This is a genomic window from Ensifer sp. EB106-05-01-XG146, assembly GCF_058791875.1.
Genome location: NZ_JBYTDX010000001.1, coordinates 2712996 through 2728137, shown reverse-complemented (window position 1 = coordinate 2728137; position 15142 = coordinate 2712996). Strand labels below are relative to the sequence as shown.

General features: G+C 63.1%; 14 protein-coding genes. 9 read left to right on the top strand and 5 right to left on the bottom strand.

The genetic code is table 11. The features are described 5' to 3' along the window. The first annotated feature begins 8 nt into the window (after positions 1-8). From AC3WVQ_RS13580 to AC3WVQ_RS13570, 3 genes are all read left to right on the top strand, one after another. Positions 9-1037, top strand: coding sequence for an ABC transporter ATP-binding protein (locus AC3WVQ_RS13580; protein WP_090298172.1), 1029 nt, complete (start codon positions 9-11; stop codon positions 1035-1037). Positions 1038-1145: 108 nt separating this feature from the next. Further along, entirely contained in the window at positions 1146-1937 is a 792-nt protein-coding gene (locus AC3WVQ_RS13575; RefSeq protein WP_089045619.1) for a ThuA domain-containing protein, read from the top strand. 5 nt (positions 1938-1942) lie between these two features. Beyond that, positions 1943-2986, top strand: coding sequence for a Gfo/Idh/MocA family protein (locus AC3WVQ_RS13570; RefSeq protein WP_090298331.1), 1044 nt, complete (start codon positions 1943-1945; stop codon positions 2984-2986). On the opposite strand, the gene AC3WVQ_RS13565 is transcribed toward AC3WVQ_RS13570, so the two are convergent. Continuing rightward, complete coding sequence (locus AC3WVQ_RS13565) at positions 2983-4257, bottom strand: alpha/beta hydrolase (RefSeq protein ID WP_371589992.1); 1275 nt, start codon at positions 4255-4257, stop codon at positions 2983-2985. The two genes, AC3WVQ_RS13570 and AC3WVQ_RS13565, sit on opposite strands and share 4 nt — an antisense overlap. Before the next feature lie 345 nt (positions 4258-4602). On the opposite strand from AC3WVQ_RS13565, the gene AC3WVQ_RS13560 reads away from it, so the two are divergent. The 6 genes from AC3WVQ_RS13560 to AC3WVQ_RS13535 are packed head-to-tail and all read left to right on the top strand — an operon-like array spanning position 4603 to position 10974. Next, positions 4603-5658: a dipeptidase gene (locus AC3WVQ_RS13560; protein WP_034794001.1), complete on the top strand. Its 1056-nt coding sequence runs from the start codon at positions 4603-4605 to the stop codon at positions 5656-5658. Positions 5659-5706: 48 nt separating this feature from the next. Continuing rightward, complete coding sequence (locus AC3WVQ_RS13555; RefSeq protein WP_090298167.1) at positions 5707-7347, top strand: ABC transporter substrate-binding protein; 1641 nt, start codon at positions 5707-5709, stop codon at positions 7345-7347. A gap of 42 nt (positions 7348-7389) precedes the next feature. Then, entirely contained in the window at positions 7390-8451 is a 1062-nt protein-coding gene (locus AC3WVQ_RS13550) for an ABC transporter permease (RefSeq protein ID WP_034793987.1), read from the top strand. Next, complete coding sequence (locus tag AC3WVQ_RS13545; RefSeq protein ID WP_090298164.1) at positions 8448-9380, top strand: ABC transporter permease; 933 nt, start codon at positions 8448-8450, stop codon at positions 9378-9380. The genes AC3WVQ_RS13550 and AC3WVQ_RS13545 overlap by 4 nt, the downstream gene beginning before the upstream one ends. After that, positions 9377-10210 (top strand): ABC transporter ATP-binding protein, encoded by an 834-nt coding sequence (locus AC3WVQ_RS13540; protein WP_034793982.1) that lies wholly within the window; start codon positions 9377-9379, stop codon positions 10208-10210. The genes AC3WVQ_RS13545 and AC3WVQ_RS13540 overlap by 4 nt, the downstream gene beginning before the upstream one ends. Continuing rightward, positions 10207-10974 (top strand): ABC transporter ATP-binding protein, encoded by a 768-nt coding sequence (locus tag AC3WVQ_RS13535; protein WP_034793978.1) that lies wholly within the window; start codon positions 10207-10209, stop codon positions 10972-10974. The genes AC3WVQ_RS13540 and AC3WVQ_RS13535 overlap by 4 nt, the downstream gene beginning before the upstream one ends. A gap of 69 nt (positions 10975-11043) precedes the next feature. Here AC3WVQ_RS13535 and AC3WVQ_RS13530 read toward each other — a convergent pair whose 3' ends face one another. The 4 genes from AC3WVQ_RS13530 to rfbF form a co-directional block, all read right to left on the bottom strand. Further along, positions 11044-11781 carry a hypothetical protein gene (locus tag AC3WVQ_RS13530; RefSeq protein WP_226020614.1) on the bottom strand — a complete coding sequence of 246 codons (738 nt, stop codon included), beginning with the start codon at positions 11779-11781 and terminating at the stop codon, positions 11044-11046. A 191-nt stretch (positions 11782-11972) separates the two neighbouring features. Beyond that, complete coding sequence (locus AC3WVQ_RS13525; protein ID WP_090298161.1) at positions 11973-13205, bottom strand: class I SAM-dependent methyltransferase; 1233 nt, start codon at positions 13203-13205, stop codon at positions 11973-11975. 8 nt (positions 13206-13213) lie between these two features. Further along, positions 13214-14281 (bottom strand): CDP-glucose 4,6-dehydratase, encoded by a 1068-nt coding sequence (gene rfbG / locus AC3WVQ_RS13520; protein ID WP_090298158.1) that lies wholly within the window; start codon positions 14279-14281, stop codon positions 13214-13216. After that, positions 14278-15045, bottom strand: coding sequence for a glucose-1-phosphate cytidylyltransferase (rfbF, locus tag AC3WVQ_RS13515; protein ID WP_034793969.1), 768 nt, complete (start codon positions 15043-15045; stop codon positions 14278-14280). Before rfbF ends, rfbG begins: the two co-directional genes overlap by 4 nt. Positions 15046-15142: the final 97 nt, after the last annotated feature.

Below are 15142 nucleotides of genomic sequence, written 5' to 3'. Positions count from 1 at the left end.
GAGAAAATATGGCAGAGCTTCAATTGCGCAACATCCGCAAGTCCTTCGGCGCCTTCGAGGTGATCAAGGGCGTCAGCATGGATATCCGGGCCGGCGAATTCATGGTCTTTGTCGGGCCCTCCGGCTGCGGCAAGTCCACGCTGCTGCGGCTGATCGCCGGGCTCGAAGACATCTCATCGGGCACGCTGTCCTTCGACGGCCAGGTGGTCAACCAGTTGACGCCGTCGAAGCGCGGCATCGCGATGGTGTTCCAGTCCTATGCGCTTTACCCGCATATGACGGTATTCGAGAACATGTCCTTCGGCATGCAGCTTGCCGGCAAGGACAAGGAGCAGTGCAAGAAGCGCGTCGAGGCGGCAGCCGAGATGCTGCAGCTGACGCCCTATCTGCAGCGGCTGCCGCGGCAGCTCTCCGGCGGCCAGCGCCAGCGCGTGGCGATCGGCCGGGCTATCGTGCGTGATCCCAAGGTCTTTCTCTTCGACGAGCCGCTCTCCAATCTCGATGCGGCGCTGCGCGTTGCGACCCGCATCGAGATCGCCAAGCTGCATCGCAGCATGCACAAGACGACGATGATCTATGTCACCCACGATCAGGTCGAGGCGATGACACTGGCCGATCGGATTTGCGTGCTACGGGATGGCCGGGTCGAACAGATCGGCACGCCGCTCGAACTCTATGAAAGCCCGAACTCCGTCTTCGTCGCCGGCTTTATCGGTTCGCCGAAGATGAACTTTCTGTCCGGCGCACTGGCTGCGCCCTACGATGCCCATACGATCGGCATCCGAGCGGAGCATCTGGAGATCAAGGCGAGTGGGGGTCAATGGTCGGGAACGGTGGTGCATTCCGAAATGCTGGGGTCCGACAGCTACATTTATCTCGATATCGGCGCTGGCGAACCGGTCATCGTCCGGGAAGGTGGCACCTCGCATCACCGGCCGGGTGAGACAATTCACATCGCGCCGCTCGGCGGCAACATCCACCGCTTCGATGCATCGGGGCAGGCTCTCGGCCGCGCACCCATGAAAGGGGCTGCCTGACCAGACCTCGATCAAGCTGAAGACACCCAGAGCTTCGGGGTCGCCAATTCCTGGCGGCCCCATCTATCGTAAGACGACAGGCCCGTAACGGGCGAACACGCAAGGAGAATGGCCGTGCCTATCAGAACAGTTGTTTGGGGCGAGAATATTCACGAGCAGACCAACGAAATCGTCCGCAGCATCTATCCAAACGGGATGCACAACACGATCGCGGCGGCGCTGAATACGGAAGCTGCGATCGAGGCGACGACGGCGACGCTGCAGGAGCCGGAACATGGCCTGAGCGTCGAGCGCCTTGCCAACACCGATGTGCTTCTCTGGTGGGGCCACAAGGACCACGGCGCCGTCAGCGACGAGATCGTCGAGCGCGTTGCCAAGCGCGTCTGGGAGGGCATGGGCCTGATCGTGCTGCACTCCGGCCACTTCTCCAAGATCTTCAAGCGGCTGATGGGCACGCCCTGCGCGCTGAAATGGCGCGAAGCAGGCGAGCGTGAGCGCGTCTGGGCGATCAATCCGCGTCACCCGATCGCCGAAGGCATCGAGGAGAACTTCGTGCTCGAGAACGAGGAAATGTACGGTGAGCAGTTCTCGGTGCCGGAGCCGCTCGAAACCGTCTTCATCTCGTGGTTTGCCGGCGGGGAAGTGTTCCGCTCGGGGCTGACCTGGCGCCGCGGTGCCGGCAACATCTTCTATTTCCGTCCCGGCCACGAAACCTACCCGACCTATCACGACGCCAATGTCCAGAAGGTGCTGCGCAATTCGGTGAAGTGGGCCTACAACGCCGACAACCGCTACACGGCGATCCACGACGCACCAAACGTACCGGTCGAAAAGGCGCTGGAACCGATCGTCGAGCGCGGCCCCAGGCTGCACCAGGCCGGCGAAGCAGGATACAGGTGAGCATCATGCGTCTTCTCATTGTAGGAACCGGCGGCATGGCAAACAGCCATGCCCAGGCCTTTGCCAAGATCGAAGGCGTCGAGATGGTCGGCGCTGTCGATGTCGATCCCGCCCGGGCCAAGGCTTTTGCCGACAAGCACGGCATTGCCGCGACCTTCACCTCGCTCGACGAGGCGATCGCCTGGGGCAAGTTCGATGCGGCGACGAACGTGACGCCCGACAAGGCGCATCACCCGACGACGCTGGCGCTCATTGCCGCTGGCAAGCATGTGCTGTGCGAAAAGCCGCTCGCCGAGAATTATGCCAAGGCGGCAGAGATGGCGGAAGCGGCCGAGCGTTCCGGCCTTGTGACCATGGTCAACCTCACCTACCGCAACGTCGCGCCGCTGCAGAAGGCACGCGCAATGGTGCTTGCCGGCGAGGTCGGCAAGCTGCGCCACCTCGAAGCGTCCTATCTGCAGAGCTGGCTCGTTTCCAAGGCCTGGGGCGACTGGGCGACGGAATCGCAATGGCTGTGGCGGCTCTCGACGAAGCACGGCTCGAACGGCGTGCTCGGCGATGTCGGCATCCACATTCTCGACTTTGCCGGCTATGGCGCGGGCACGGACGCCGCCCGGGTCTTCGCGCGGCTGAAGACCTTCGACAAGGCGCCTGATAACCGCATCGGCGAGTATGATCTCGACGCCAATGACAGCTTCGTCATGACGGCCGAGTTCGGCAACGGCGCCATGGGCGTCGTCCATGCCAGCCGCTGGGCGACCGGGCATCTGAACGAACTCCGGCTGAGGCTACACGGCGACAAGGGTGCCCTCGAAGTGGTGCACACGCCCGATGGATCGACGCTGCGTGCCTGCCTCGGGGCGGACGTCGAAACCGCGACCTGGCGCGATGTCGATGCGGGCACCGTCGCGACGAACTACGAGCGCTTCGTGGCCGCCGTCCGTAAGGGCAAGACGGAGGAGCCCGGGTTCCGCCATGCGGCGAACCTGCAGAAAGTGCTCGACCTCGCGACGGTGACGGAAGCCGAGCGGCGCGAGCTGCCCGTCTAACGAGAGTGACGGTCGGGGGTGTTGCTTTTCGCGGCTCCCCCGCTTTCCGGCGGTGTCCAAGGGGTCACTGCCGAGCCGACGGTGTTTTCCATCGATTGGCCGAGACGCCGCAGCTGCCCGTCGTAGTTCCTGCGGGTGTTGGGATCGAAGATCATGATCGGCGTCGAAACCGCCAGGCTCGCGGCATTGCCGACCGTCTGCGTGGCGCCGAGCGTGACGGCGCCGATGCGTTCGCCGAGACCGACATCGGAATCGGTCACGGTCTGGCCGGCGATCAGCCGGTTGCCAAGCAGGCGCACGACTTCGGGGCTTTCGGCGAACTTCCCGTGGTTGAGCTTGTCGCCGCCCTTCAGCGCTGTCAGATCGATGACGCTGATGCCGGCCTGTTCCAGTTGCGTGCGATAGGGCTCGGCGGTCGGGTCAATCTGGCCGAGGCGGTCGACATTGCCGGAGATACGCCTCGACAAGGTCAGCGCCCGGTCGTCGCGCGATACGAACAGCGTGAACTTCGGGCGCTTCGTACCCATGGCGCGGATCTGCTGGCCGAAGACGTCGACGTCGAGGTCGGGCGACGCGAGGATGACGTCGGTGATCTTGGGCGCGATGCGTCCGTCGCGGATCGCCATCTGGCGCAGTGCCTCGACCGTCACCCACGACCCCATGGAATGGGCCATGACGGTGATTTCGCCGACAGCAGGATTGCTTGAGGCACGCCGCAGCAGTTCCTCCAGCGCGTCGCGCGAATAGTTGGTGCTTTCCTTGTCGTAATTGTAGTCGAATATGCTGGCGCGCGAGGGCCAGGTGAAGATGACGGGCGCGACATCGGTGCCGCTGTCGTGCACGATCTGGGCAAAACGATAAACGGCGTCTTCGTAGCGGTTGTTGAAGCCGTGAACGAAGATCAGTACGCGCCGGGTTTTCGGCAGATGACCTTTCACCCAGTTCTGCACGTCGTTGCCCTGATTGAGCGGCGTGACGCTGACGGTGGAGAAATCCCGCTCCGGATTGGCGGGAAGCTTCGTCGGCCATTGCACCTGGCCGACCTTGCGGTTCTTTTCCGGCGGAATGGAGACGGCAATTTCCGTCAGCGAAAGCTCGGCTGAGCGTTCGCCGCTAAAAAGCACGCCCGGCTCGGTGGAGGGGGCACGGGTGGTTGCGACCAGCAGATCGACCTTGGAGGCGCCACCCGTCGTGCCCGAAGGGACGAGCACGCCCACGGGGCGTCCGGCGCAGGCCGCAAGGGTGGCCACCAGGAGAAGCGTCGCAGCGATGCGGCCCCAGGGCCTCTCCGAGCCCGCAAGAGAAAACGAACGCACCACCAACCTCCCTGTGCCGCATCATGCAGCATGTCGGCCCGATCCGTGGGCCCAAGCCATTCTCCTTGCATGAGAAACGCTGTGTTTTCATCCCTTGGCTGGGGTTCGAAGCCCTGCGGCACCGTGTTTGCCAGCGGCTATGCGGCAATCATGCAACATTTCGCTACAGGCAGGCCTGGGTAAAACCCCCTGATATTCATTGAAAAGGCTTTGGCCTTTCACTAGCATCGCTTCGACTTTCCCCTGGACGCGACCCGAACGGCCCGTCCGATCTCCCTGAAATGATAAGGAAATTCAGGAATGCAGGCGGTTTTCGATGGCCATAACGACGTGCTTCTGCGTCTGTGGCAGAACGCCCGGAAGGGCCAGGACCCGGTACGCGAATTCGTCGACGGCATCGACCAGGGCCATATTGATGCGCCGCGCGCCAAGGCGGGCGGTCTCGTTGGTGGCCTCTCGGCAATCTACGTGCCCTCGGGAGATCTCGTCCTGCAGCCGCCGAACGAGAACGGTCACTACGAAACACCGCTTTCGGCACCGCTCGAGCACCTGCCGTCGCTGGCGATCGCCATGGAGCTCGCCGATATCGCCGTCCGCCTCGACCGGGCAGGGGCGTGGAAGCTCTGCCGGTCGACCGCCGAAATCCGTAGAGCGGTCGAGGCCGGCGTCTTCGCCTCGGTCCTCCACATGGAAGGCTGCGAAGCGATCGGCGCCGATCTTTCCGCGCTCGAAACGTTCTATGCCGCTGGCCTGCGTTCGCTCGGGCCGGTCTGGAGCCGCCACAACGTCTTCGGTCATGGCGTACCGTTCTCCTATCCGATGTCTCCGGACACCGCACCCGGACTGACGGACGCCGGCTTCGAGCTCGTGCGGACCTGCAACCGTCTGGGCATTCTGATCGATCTTGCACACATCACCGAGAAGGGCTTCTGGGACGTGGCGAAGACCACCGACCAGCCGCTGGTCGCCAGCCATTCGAATGCGCATGCGCTGACCCCGGTCGCGCGCAACCTGACCGACAAGCAGCTCGACGCCGTCCGCGAAAGCAAGGGCCTCGTGGGGCTCAATTATGCGACGACGATGCTGCGCGCCGACGGCCAGGAAAATGCCGCAACGCCGCTTTCCGACATGGTGCGCCATGTCGACTATCTCATCGAGCGCATGGGCATCGACTGCGTCGCACTCGGGTCGGATTTCGACGGGGCAACGATCCCCGAGGAGATTGCTGATGCGGCCGGTAGTCAGGCGCTCGTTGCGGCGCTCAGAAGCGCCGGATATGGTGATGCCGAACTGGCAAAGATATGCCGGGAGAACTGGTGGAGAGTTCTGGGACAGGCTTGGCACGAGGCCGCCTGAACCCATGAAGAAGGGGCCCAAAAGGGCGCAAACGAGGGAACTGCAAACATGATGCACAAGCTCAATGGACGTCTTCGTCTTCTGACGGCTTCTGCGGCGCTGGCCATGGTGATGGCTGCAACCGCACCGGCCTTTGCGGAAACGCCGAAGGACACGCTGGTCGAAGCCTTTGCGATCGACGACGTGATTACCATGGATCCGGGCGAAGCCTTCGAGCTGACCGCGGCCGAAATCACCGGCAACACCTACAGCATGCTGGTGCGCCTCGACATCAACGACACGACCAAGGTCGTCGGCGACCTCGCCGACAGCTGGACCGTGTCCGACGACGGCCTGACCTATACGTTCAAGCTGAAGCCCGGCCTGAAGTTCGCTTCCGGCAATCCGGTGACCGCTGAAGACGTCGCTTGGTCCTTCGAGCGTGCCGTGAAGCTCGACAAGAGCCCGGCCTTCATCCTCACCCAGTTCGGCCTTACGGGCGACAACGTGACGGAAAAGGCCAAGGCAACGGACGCGCAGACCTTTGTCTTCACCGTCGATCAGGCCTATGCGCCGAGCTTCGTCTTGAACTGCCTGACGGCAACCGTGGGCGCCGTGCTCGACAAGAAGCTCGTGCTCGAAAACGTCAAGCCGGTCACGCCGACGGACGAGTACAAGTATGACAACGACTTCGGCAATGAATGGCTGAAGACCGGCTATGCCGGCTCGGGCCCATTCAAGCTGCGCGAATGGCGCGCCAACGAAGTCATCGTTCTCGAGCGCAACGAGAACTACTATGGCGAACAGGCAAAGCTTGCTCGCGTCATCTATCGCCACATGAAGGAAAGCTCGGGCCAGCGCCTGGCGCTGGAAGCGGGCGATATCGACGTGGCACGCAACCTCGAGCCGGGCGATTTCGACGCCGTTTCGAAGAATGCCGAACTCGCCACCACGAACGCGCCGAAGGGCACGGTCTACTACATCAGCCTCAACCAGAAGAATGCGAACCTCGCAAAGCCCGAAGTGCGCGAAGCGTTCAAGTATCTGGTCGACTACGATGCCATCGGCTCGACCCTCATCAAGGGCATCGGCGAGATCCACCAGAGCTTCCTGCCGAAGGGCGTTCTGGGTGCACTCGACGAGAACCCCTACAAGCTCGACGTTGCCAAGGCGAAGGAACTGCTGACCAAGGCCGGCCTTGCCGACGGCTTCACCGTCACCATGGACGTTCGCAACGGCCAGCCGGTCACCGGCATTGCCGAGTCCTTCCAGCAGACGCTGGGCCAGGCCGGCGTGAAGCTCGAAATCATCCCCGGCGACGGCAAGCAGACGCTGACGAAGTATCGTGCCCGTAACCACGACATGTATATCGGTCAGTGGGGCATGGACTATTTCGACCCGAACTCGAACGCCGAAACCTTCACCAGCAACCCTGATAACTCCGACGAAGGCAAGAACAAGACCCTAGCCTGGCGCAATGCCTGGGACGTTCCGGAGCTGACGAAGAAGACCAAGGACGCTCTGCTCGAGCGCGATAGCGCCAAGCGTGCGGAGACCTACAAGGAACTGCAGAAGACGGTGCTGGGCGAAAGCCCGTTCGTCATCATCTTCCAGCAGACCGAAGTCGCCGGCTACCGCGGCAACGTCAAGGGCCTGAAGCTCGGTCCGAGCTTCGACACCAACTTCGTCGCCGGCATCACCAAAGAATAAGCCGTCTCGAAGGAATAAACCGAAAGGATCGTTCCCTTGAGCATGAGCGCAACAGGGACAGTGGGCGGGCGCAAACGCGCCCGTCCCGGTAAGATCGTGGCAGCGGTGCTGCGCTTTCTTGTCGTTGTCGTCACCACCTATCTCGGCCTTCTGGCCGTCACCTTTTTCATCGGCCGGGTAATCCCGATCGACCCGGTTCTGGCCGTTCTCGGCGACCGGGCGCCGACGCATGTCGTCGAAAGGACGCGCGAGGCGATGGGGCTCAATCTGCCCCTCTACCAACAATTCTTCATCTATGTCCGCCAGGCGCTGACCGGTGACTTCGGCGTTTCGGTGCTGACGACCAATCCGGTCATGACCGACATCCGCCGCGTCTTCCCGGCGACCATGGAGCTCGCGACGCTCGGCACGCTCATCGGCGCCCTGTTCGGCGTTCCGCTCGGCGTACTTGCGGCCGTCAAGCGCGGCAGCATTGCCGACCAGATCGTGCGCGTCATCGGCCTTGTCGGCTATTCCGTGCCGATCTTCTGGCTGGCGCTCCTGTCGCTGCTGGTGTTCTACGCGCGGCTGAAGTGGGTCGCCTATCCCGGCCGTATCGATATCGTGTTCGAGTACACGTTCACGCCGATCACAGGCTTCTACCTGTTCGACGCGCTCTGGCAGCGGCAGTGGGACGTGCTCTGGGATGTGTTCCGCCACATCATTCTGCCGGCCTCGCTGCTCGGCTACTTCTCGCTCGCCTATATCAGCCGCATGACGCGCAGCTTCATGCTCAACGAGCTGCAGCAGGAATACATCGTCGCGGCGCGCGCCAAGGGCCTGTCCGAGACCCGGATCATCTGGGGCCACGCGCTCCGGAACGCGGCCGTGCCGCTCGTGACGGTGATTGCGCTCTCCTATGCCGGCCTGCTCGAGGGCTCGGTCTTGACGGAAACCGTCTTCGCCTGGCCAGGTCTCGGTCTCTACATCACCAACTCGCTGCAGAATGCCGACATGAACGCCGTGCTTGGTGGCACCATCATCATCGGTTCGGTCTTCATCGGCATCAATCTCCTGTCCGATCTTCTCTACCGGACGCTCGACCCGAGGACGCGCCAGCGATGAGTACCGTTACCGAAACCCGTGCGATGACGCGTCGCGAATGGCTGCTGTCCGATCGCCCGCAGTCGCGCACCCAGGCCCGGCTTGGCCGTGCCTATATGACGTGGCAGCGTTTTGCCGCCAACAAGCTCGCCGTTCTCGGCCTGCTCATCCTGCTGGCGTTGGTCTTCGTTGCCGCCTTCGCCGATTTCCTGGCGCCGCATTCGCCCTATATCGGGGATCTTGCCAACGCCCGTCTGCTGCCGCCGAGAACCCCCGGCTACCTGCTCGGCACCGACGATCTCGGCCGCGATATTCTCTCGCGGCTGATCCATGGTTCGCGGCTGACGCTTGCCGTCGTGCTTCTCGTTGCGATCATTGCAGCACCTGTCGGGCTCATCGTCGGCGCTGTCGCCGGCTATGCTGGCGGCTGGGTCGACGCAGTGCTGATGCGTATCACCGATATCTTCCTCGCCTTCCCGAAACTGGTTCTGGCGCTCGCCTTCGTGGCAGCGCTCGGACCGGGTATCGAGAACGCCGTCATCGCGATCGCCATCACCTCCTGGCCGCCCTATGCGCGTATCGCCCGCGCCGAGACGCTGACGGTGCGCAACTCCGACTACATCGCCGCCGTGCAGCTCATGGGCGCATCGCCGATCCGTATCGTCTTCCGCCATGTGATGCCGATGTGCATGTCGTCGTTGATCGTGCGTGTCACGCTCGACATGGCCGGCATCATTCTGACGGCCGCGGGCCTCGGCTTCCTCGGCCTCGGCGCGCAGCCGCCGCTGCCGGAATGGGGCGCCATGATCGCTTCCGGTCGCCGTTTCATCCTCGACCAGTGGTGGGTGGCAACGATGCCCGGCATCGCGATCCTGATCGTCAGCCTCGGTTTCAACCTGCTCGGCGACGGTCTGCGCGACGCGCTCGATCCGCGGGAGAGCGGCCAATGAGTGCGCTTCTGACCGTTGAAGACCTCAAGGTCTCGTTCCCGACCCGCACCGGCCTCGTCGAGGCCGTGCGCGGCGTCTCCTTCACGCTCGGCCGCGAGCGCCTCGGCATCGTCGGCGAAAGCGGCTCCGGCAAGTCGCAGACCGGCCGGGCGATCATGGGGCTGACGCCTGGTCATGCGCAGGTGACGGCAAAGCAGTTGAACTTTGACGGCATCGACCTGCTCTCCGCATCGCCGAAGGTCCGCCGGGATCTCAGGGGCAAGCGGATCGCGATGATCCTGCAGGACCCCAAGTACTCGTTGAACCCGGTGATGAGCATCGGCCGGCAGATCGTCGAGACGCTACGGCAGCACGAAAATGTCAGCCGCGGCGAGGCCCGGGAGAGGGCACTCGACATGCTGGCCGCGGTGCAGATCCGTGATCCGAAGCGCGTTTACGATCTCTACCCGCACGAGGTTTCGGGCGGCATGGGCCAGCGCGCGATGATCGCGATGATGCTGGTTGCCGGGCCGGAACTCTTGATCGCCGACGAGCCGACCTCGGCGCTCGACGTGACGGTACAGCTCGAAGTGCTTGGCATCCTCGACAAGCTCGTCGCCGATCGAGGCATGGGTCTGGTCTTCGTGTCGCACGATCTGCGGCTCGTGTCGTCCTTCTGTGACCGCGTGATCGTCATGTATGCCGGCCGGATCGTCGAGGAACTGGCGGCGTCCGAGCTTGCCAATGCCAAGCATCCCTATACCCAAGGTTTGCTGAACTGCATGCCGGCGATCGGATCCGATCGTCATCCTCTGCCGGTTCTCGACCGCAAGCCGGAGTGGGCCCAATGACCTCAGCCGTTTCCGTTTCGAACCTTTCCGTCACCTATGACGAGTTCAAGGCGCTGAACGACGTCAGCGTCGAGATTGCGCCGGGCGAATCCTTCGGGCTCGTCGGCGAGTCCGGATCGGGCAAGTCGACCTTGCTTCGGGCGATCGCCGGTCTCGCGCCCGTCACGGGCGGCACCATTCGCGTGCACGATCGTGTTCTGCAGGGGGCAAAGCGCGACAAGGCCTTCTACCGCGCCGTGCAGATGGTGTTTCAAGATCCCTATGGCTCGCTGCACCCGCGCCAGACGATCGACCGGCAATTGCTGGAGCCGCTGGCGATCCACGGCGTGGCCGACGGCGAGCGGCGCATCCTGAAGGCGCTTGACGAGGTCGGTCTCGGGTCGGGTTTCCGCTTCCGTTATCCGCACCAGCTGTCGGGCGGTCAGCGCCAGCGCGTTGCGATCGCCCGGGCGCTGATCCTCGAACCATCGATCCTGCTGCTCGACGAGCCGACTTCGGCGCTCGACGCCTCGGTCCAGGCGGAAGTCTTGAATCTCCTGGAACAGGTCCGGCGCGACCATAAGCTGACCTTCATCATGGTCAGCCACGATCTCGGTGTCGTCACCCATATGTGCGATCGGTTGGCGGTGATGCAGGGTGGACGTGTCGTCGAACGCCTGTCCTCGGCGGACCTCGTCGCCGGGCGTATCGGTGAAGATTACACGCGCAGCCTTATGGTCGCGAGCAAGGGCTTTCAGCGCAAGGACGCTGCCGTGACTGCGTGACGGTACCGATACAAGCGGGGCCATCGTCCCGCTTGTATCGCTTCGTTTCGAGCCATCCGGTCCGGCCGCTTAGGCGCTTTGCCGCCAGACCGAGGTCGAGTCGGTGATCACCTTCTGGATGCGGCGTTGCTCGCGCCATTCCCGGCCCATATCCTTGATGACCGGCTGCGCCTCGGGCGAGAAGATATAGTTGCGGCGACTGGCGACATAGGCCTCCATCGCCGGGTTGACGCCCGAATAGAACTGCTTTTCCGGATCACGCGAGAGGTCCATCAGGCCGGCGCATTGCCGCGCGAAGTCGCCGCGAAGGATCGACGGCGACGTCGTGAATTTCGGGAAAGTGCGAAACAACGGGATCTTGATCCCGAACAGATACGCGTATTCGTTGCGCCGATGGAAATGGCCCTTGCGGCGGATATTCCAGTTCTGGTCCGCCGTGTGGAACGAGACCTGGCTGATCGCCGGGTCCGCGAAGGGCGCCAGCAGTTCTTCGCCCATGTCCCTCAGCGAGATCCAGTCGTCCTCCAGGTGGAAGACGTAGTCGGCGCTGGTGGCCGACCAGAGTTTCGCGACGGCCGCACAAAAGCCCGGGCTCTCGGGCTGGAACACGGTTCCGTCGGGGAAATGGTTGCGGAATATCTCGACACAGGCGCGATGATCCTCCTCCGATCCGAAAACCGGATCGAGATTGAGATAGGCGCCGCGCAGGTCGAGCCTGGAAAAGATTTTGTCCCGGAAGCTCGCCAGCGTCTGGGCAAGCAGGTCCGGGCGCCGGGTGGCGACAAGGCATAGGTCAATCGTGGACATAGCACCTCCTTGGGTGCATTTTTTTCAACCGTCAATACCCACGCCAACCCTGACGTTCACTTAGATCGTGCCGAATTTACGGCAAAGTCACCGAATTTACGGCAAAGCGACCTAAGGCGATCAATAAAGTCGATTTTGGGCGGCTCAACGCGATCTGGTTGAGGACTGTCCACACTTCCTGGCGTCTAGGATTAGAAGACGCTCAGCTTCGGAATGGCGACGACGAAGCGGCCGCCCCAGTCACGGATCGCCTCGTTGTCGGCGACGATTTCCGTCTTCAGGTTCCAGGGCAGGATGACGAGATAATCGGGCTTTGCATCCTCGATGACCGTCGGCGCGTGCACCGGAATATGGGTACCGGGCAGAAGCTTGCCCTGCTTCAGGTCATTGCGGTCCACGGCAAAGGCGATTTCGCTGGGCGACAGTCCGCAGACATTGAGGAACGTGTTGCCTTTCGCAGCGGCGCCATAGGCGGCTACGATTTTTCCCTCCGCCTTGGCGTTCGCCAGGAAATTCTGAAAATCCTTGCAGACGGCGGCGATGCGGTCGTCGAATGCCGTGTAGGTCTCCATCCGCATCAGCCCGGCAAGCGCCTCAGTCGCTCGCAACCGCTCGAGTTCCAGCGTGGTCTCGCGCACGCCGGACCTCAGCTGCGCATAGACGCGCAGCGAACCGCCATGGGTCGGCAGTTCCTCGACGTCGAAGACCTTGAGGCCTGAGCTTTCGAAGATGCGTTCGACGGCCGCCAGCGACAGATAGGAATAGTGCTCGTGGTAGATCGTGTCGAATTGCACGCCTTCCATCAGACGCAGCAGATGGGGGAACTCGAACGTCGCAACGCCATCGGGCTTCAGCAGGATGGCGAAGCCGCCGACGAAGTCGGCGATATCGGGCACATGGGCGAGCACGTTGTTGGCCGCCGTGAGGTCGGCGCGAATGCCACGCTTGACGAGTTCGGTTGCCGTCTCCCGTCCGAAGAAGGCGACCTCGGTCGGGACCTGCCGCTCCTCGGCCAGTCGCGCGGCATTGGCGGCCGGTTCGATGCCGAGCGCCGGGATGCCCTTGGCGACGAAATACTGCAGCAGATAGCCGTCGTTCGAGGCGATCTCGACGACCTGTGAATTGTCATCGAGCGCGAAGCGTTCGGTCATGCTCTCGGCGTAGCGGCGTGCGTGTTCGAGCCAGCTTGTGGAGAAGGAAGAGAGGTAGGCGTAGCCGTCGGTGAAGATTTCATCGGCCGGCACGTTTTCCGTCGTCTGCACCAGCAGGCACTCGGAGCAGACCATCGCCTTCAGCGGAAACGATCGCTCGCGGGCGATGGCTTCCTTCGTCGGTTCGAGAAAGGAATTGGACCAGGGCGTGGAGCCCAGGTCGGCAACGACGGTCTTGAGCGGTGTCGAGCAGAAACGGCAGTTGTGGGACATCGAAGTCGTTAGCCTCTCATGAATGCGTCGATTTGGCCGAGTGTCAGATCACGGGCGTCAGCGCCGCGGCGCCAGCCGTCATACCAGTGGGCGGTCCAGGCGATCGCCTCGTCCTGCGATAGACGGGTTGCCCATGACAACGTCCGTCCGGCAAGTGCCGGATCGAGGCCGAGCGTCTTCATTTCGTGCGGCTGGTCCTCGGATGACGCGTCACGCCATCGCGTGGGCAAGCCCATTGCGGTCTGGATGGCGGCGGCAACGTCCCGAACCGGGATCTGTCGCTCGTCCGGAGCCGGGCCGAAATTCAGCGCCGCCACATCGGTCTGGCCGCCATGAAGCGCCTCGGCATAGACGAAGTATCCGTTGAGGCAGTCGAGCACGTGCTGCCAGGGACGTGTCGCCATCGGGCTGCGGATGTCCAGCGTCTCGCCCGTAAGGGCAGCGCGAACGATATCCGGAACCAGCCGGTCCGCGGAAAAATCGCCGCCGCCGAGCACGTTGCCGCCACGGGCGGTTGCCACCCTTATGCCGCGCTCACGCAGATAGGAATCCCGCCAGGTCGAAACGACCAGCTCGCAGGCGGCCTTCGAACCGGAATAAGGATCATGGCCGCCAAGCACGGCGTCTTCCGGAAAATGCCGGCCGCTTTCGTCGTTGCGGTAGACCTTGTCGGTGGTGACGACAAGGACGGTCTTGAGGGCAGGGGCTGCGCGTGTTGCCTCCAGCAGGCGCGCCGTGCCCATGACGTTGACGTCGAAGGTTTCGACCGGCGTCCGGTAGCTTTCGCGAACCAGAGGCTGGGCCGCCATGTGAAGGACGATCTGCGGGTCGCAAGTGCGGACGGCGGATGCGAGCGTGTCGCCGTCGCGGATGTCGGCGAAATGTTCGTTGGTGGCCGATTCCGATCCGAGCAGTGCGTGCAGCGAGGGGGTGGCCGCCGGTGACAGGCCGTATCCGGTCACCTCAGCGCCCATTTGTGTCAGCCACAGGCGGGCCCAGCTTCCCTTGAAGCCGGAGTGACCAGTCAGCATCACCCGTTTTCCGGCCCAGAAGAACGGGTTCGCAAGCCTGCTCATGCCCAGACTTTCCAGGGGGCCGCTCCGCTCTGCCAGAGGTCTTCGAGCTGGTTCTTGTCGCGCAACGTATCCATCGGGCGCCAGAAACCGGCGTGTTCGAAGGCCATCAACTGGCCGTCTGCGGCGAGACCTTCCAGAGGCTCCGCTTCGAACGGCGTCTGATCGCCCTCAATGCGATCGAGCACCGAACGGTTGAGGACGAAAAAGCCGCCATTGATGTGACCGTTGTCGCCTGCCGGCTTTTCGATGAAGCTTCTGACCCGCCCGTCGCTGACAGCAAGCGCGCCATAGCGGCCGGGCGGGACCACACTGGTGACCGTCGCCTGGCGGCCGTGATGGCGGTGGAAGTCGGTCAGCGCCTTGATATCGATGTCGGCGACGCCGTCGCCATAGGTGAGGCAGAACGTATCGCCGAGATGGTCGGCCACGCGTTTCAGGCGCCCGCCGGTCATGGAGTCCGTTCCGGTATCGACGAGCGTCACGCGCCAGGGCTCGGCCTTGTTCGAATGGAACAGGGTTTCACCCGTCGCCATGCAATAGGTGACGTCGGAGGAATGCAGCACGTAGTTGGCGAAGTATTCCTTGATCATGTAGCCGCGATAGCCGAGGCAGATCACGAAATCCGAGAAGCCGTAGTGGCTGTAGATCTTCATGATGTGCCAGAGAATCGGCCGCCCGCCGATTTCGATCATCGGTTTTGGCCGGAGATGGCTCTCCTCCGAGATCCGCGTGCCGTAGCCACCGGCGAGAATGACGATTTTCATGCGACCGCCCCGTATTTGCGCCGGCCACTCGGCATGGCGCATTGCAAAGTCCTAATATCCTGGCGACCTTGCGCGGAGGTGGTCTGCGCGCGCCTGC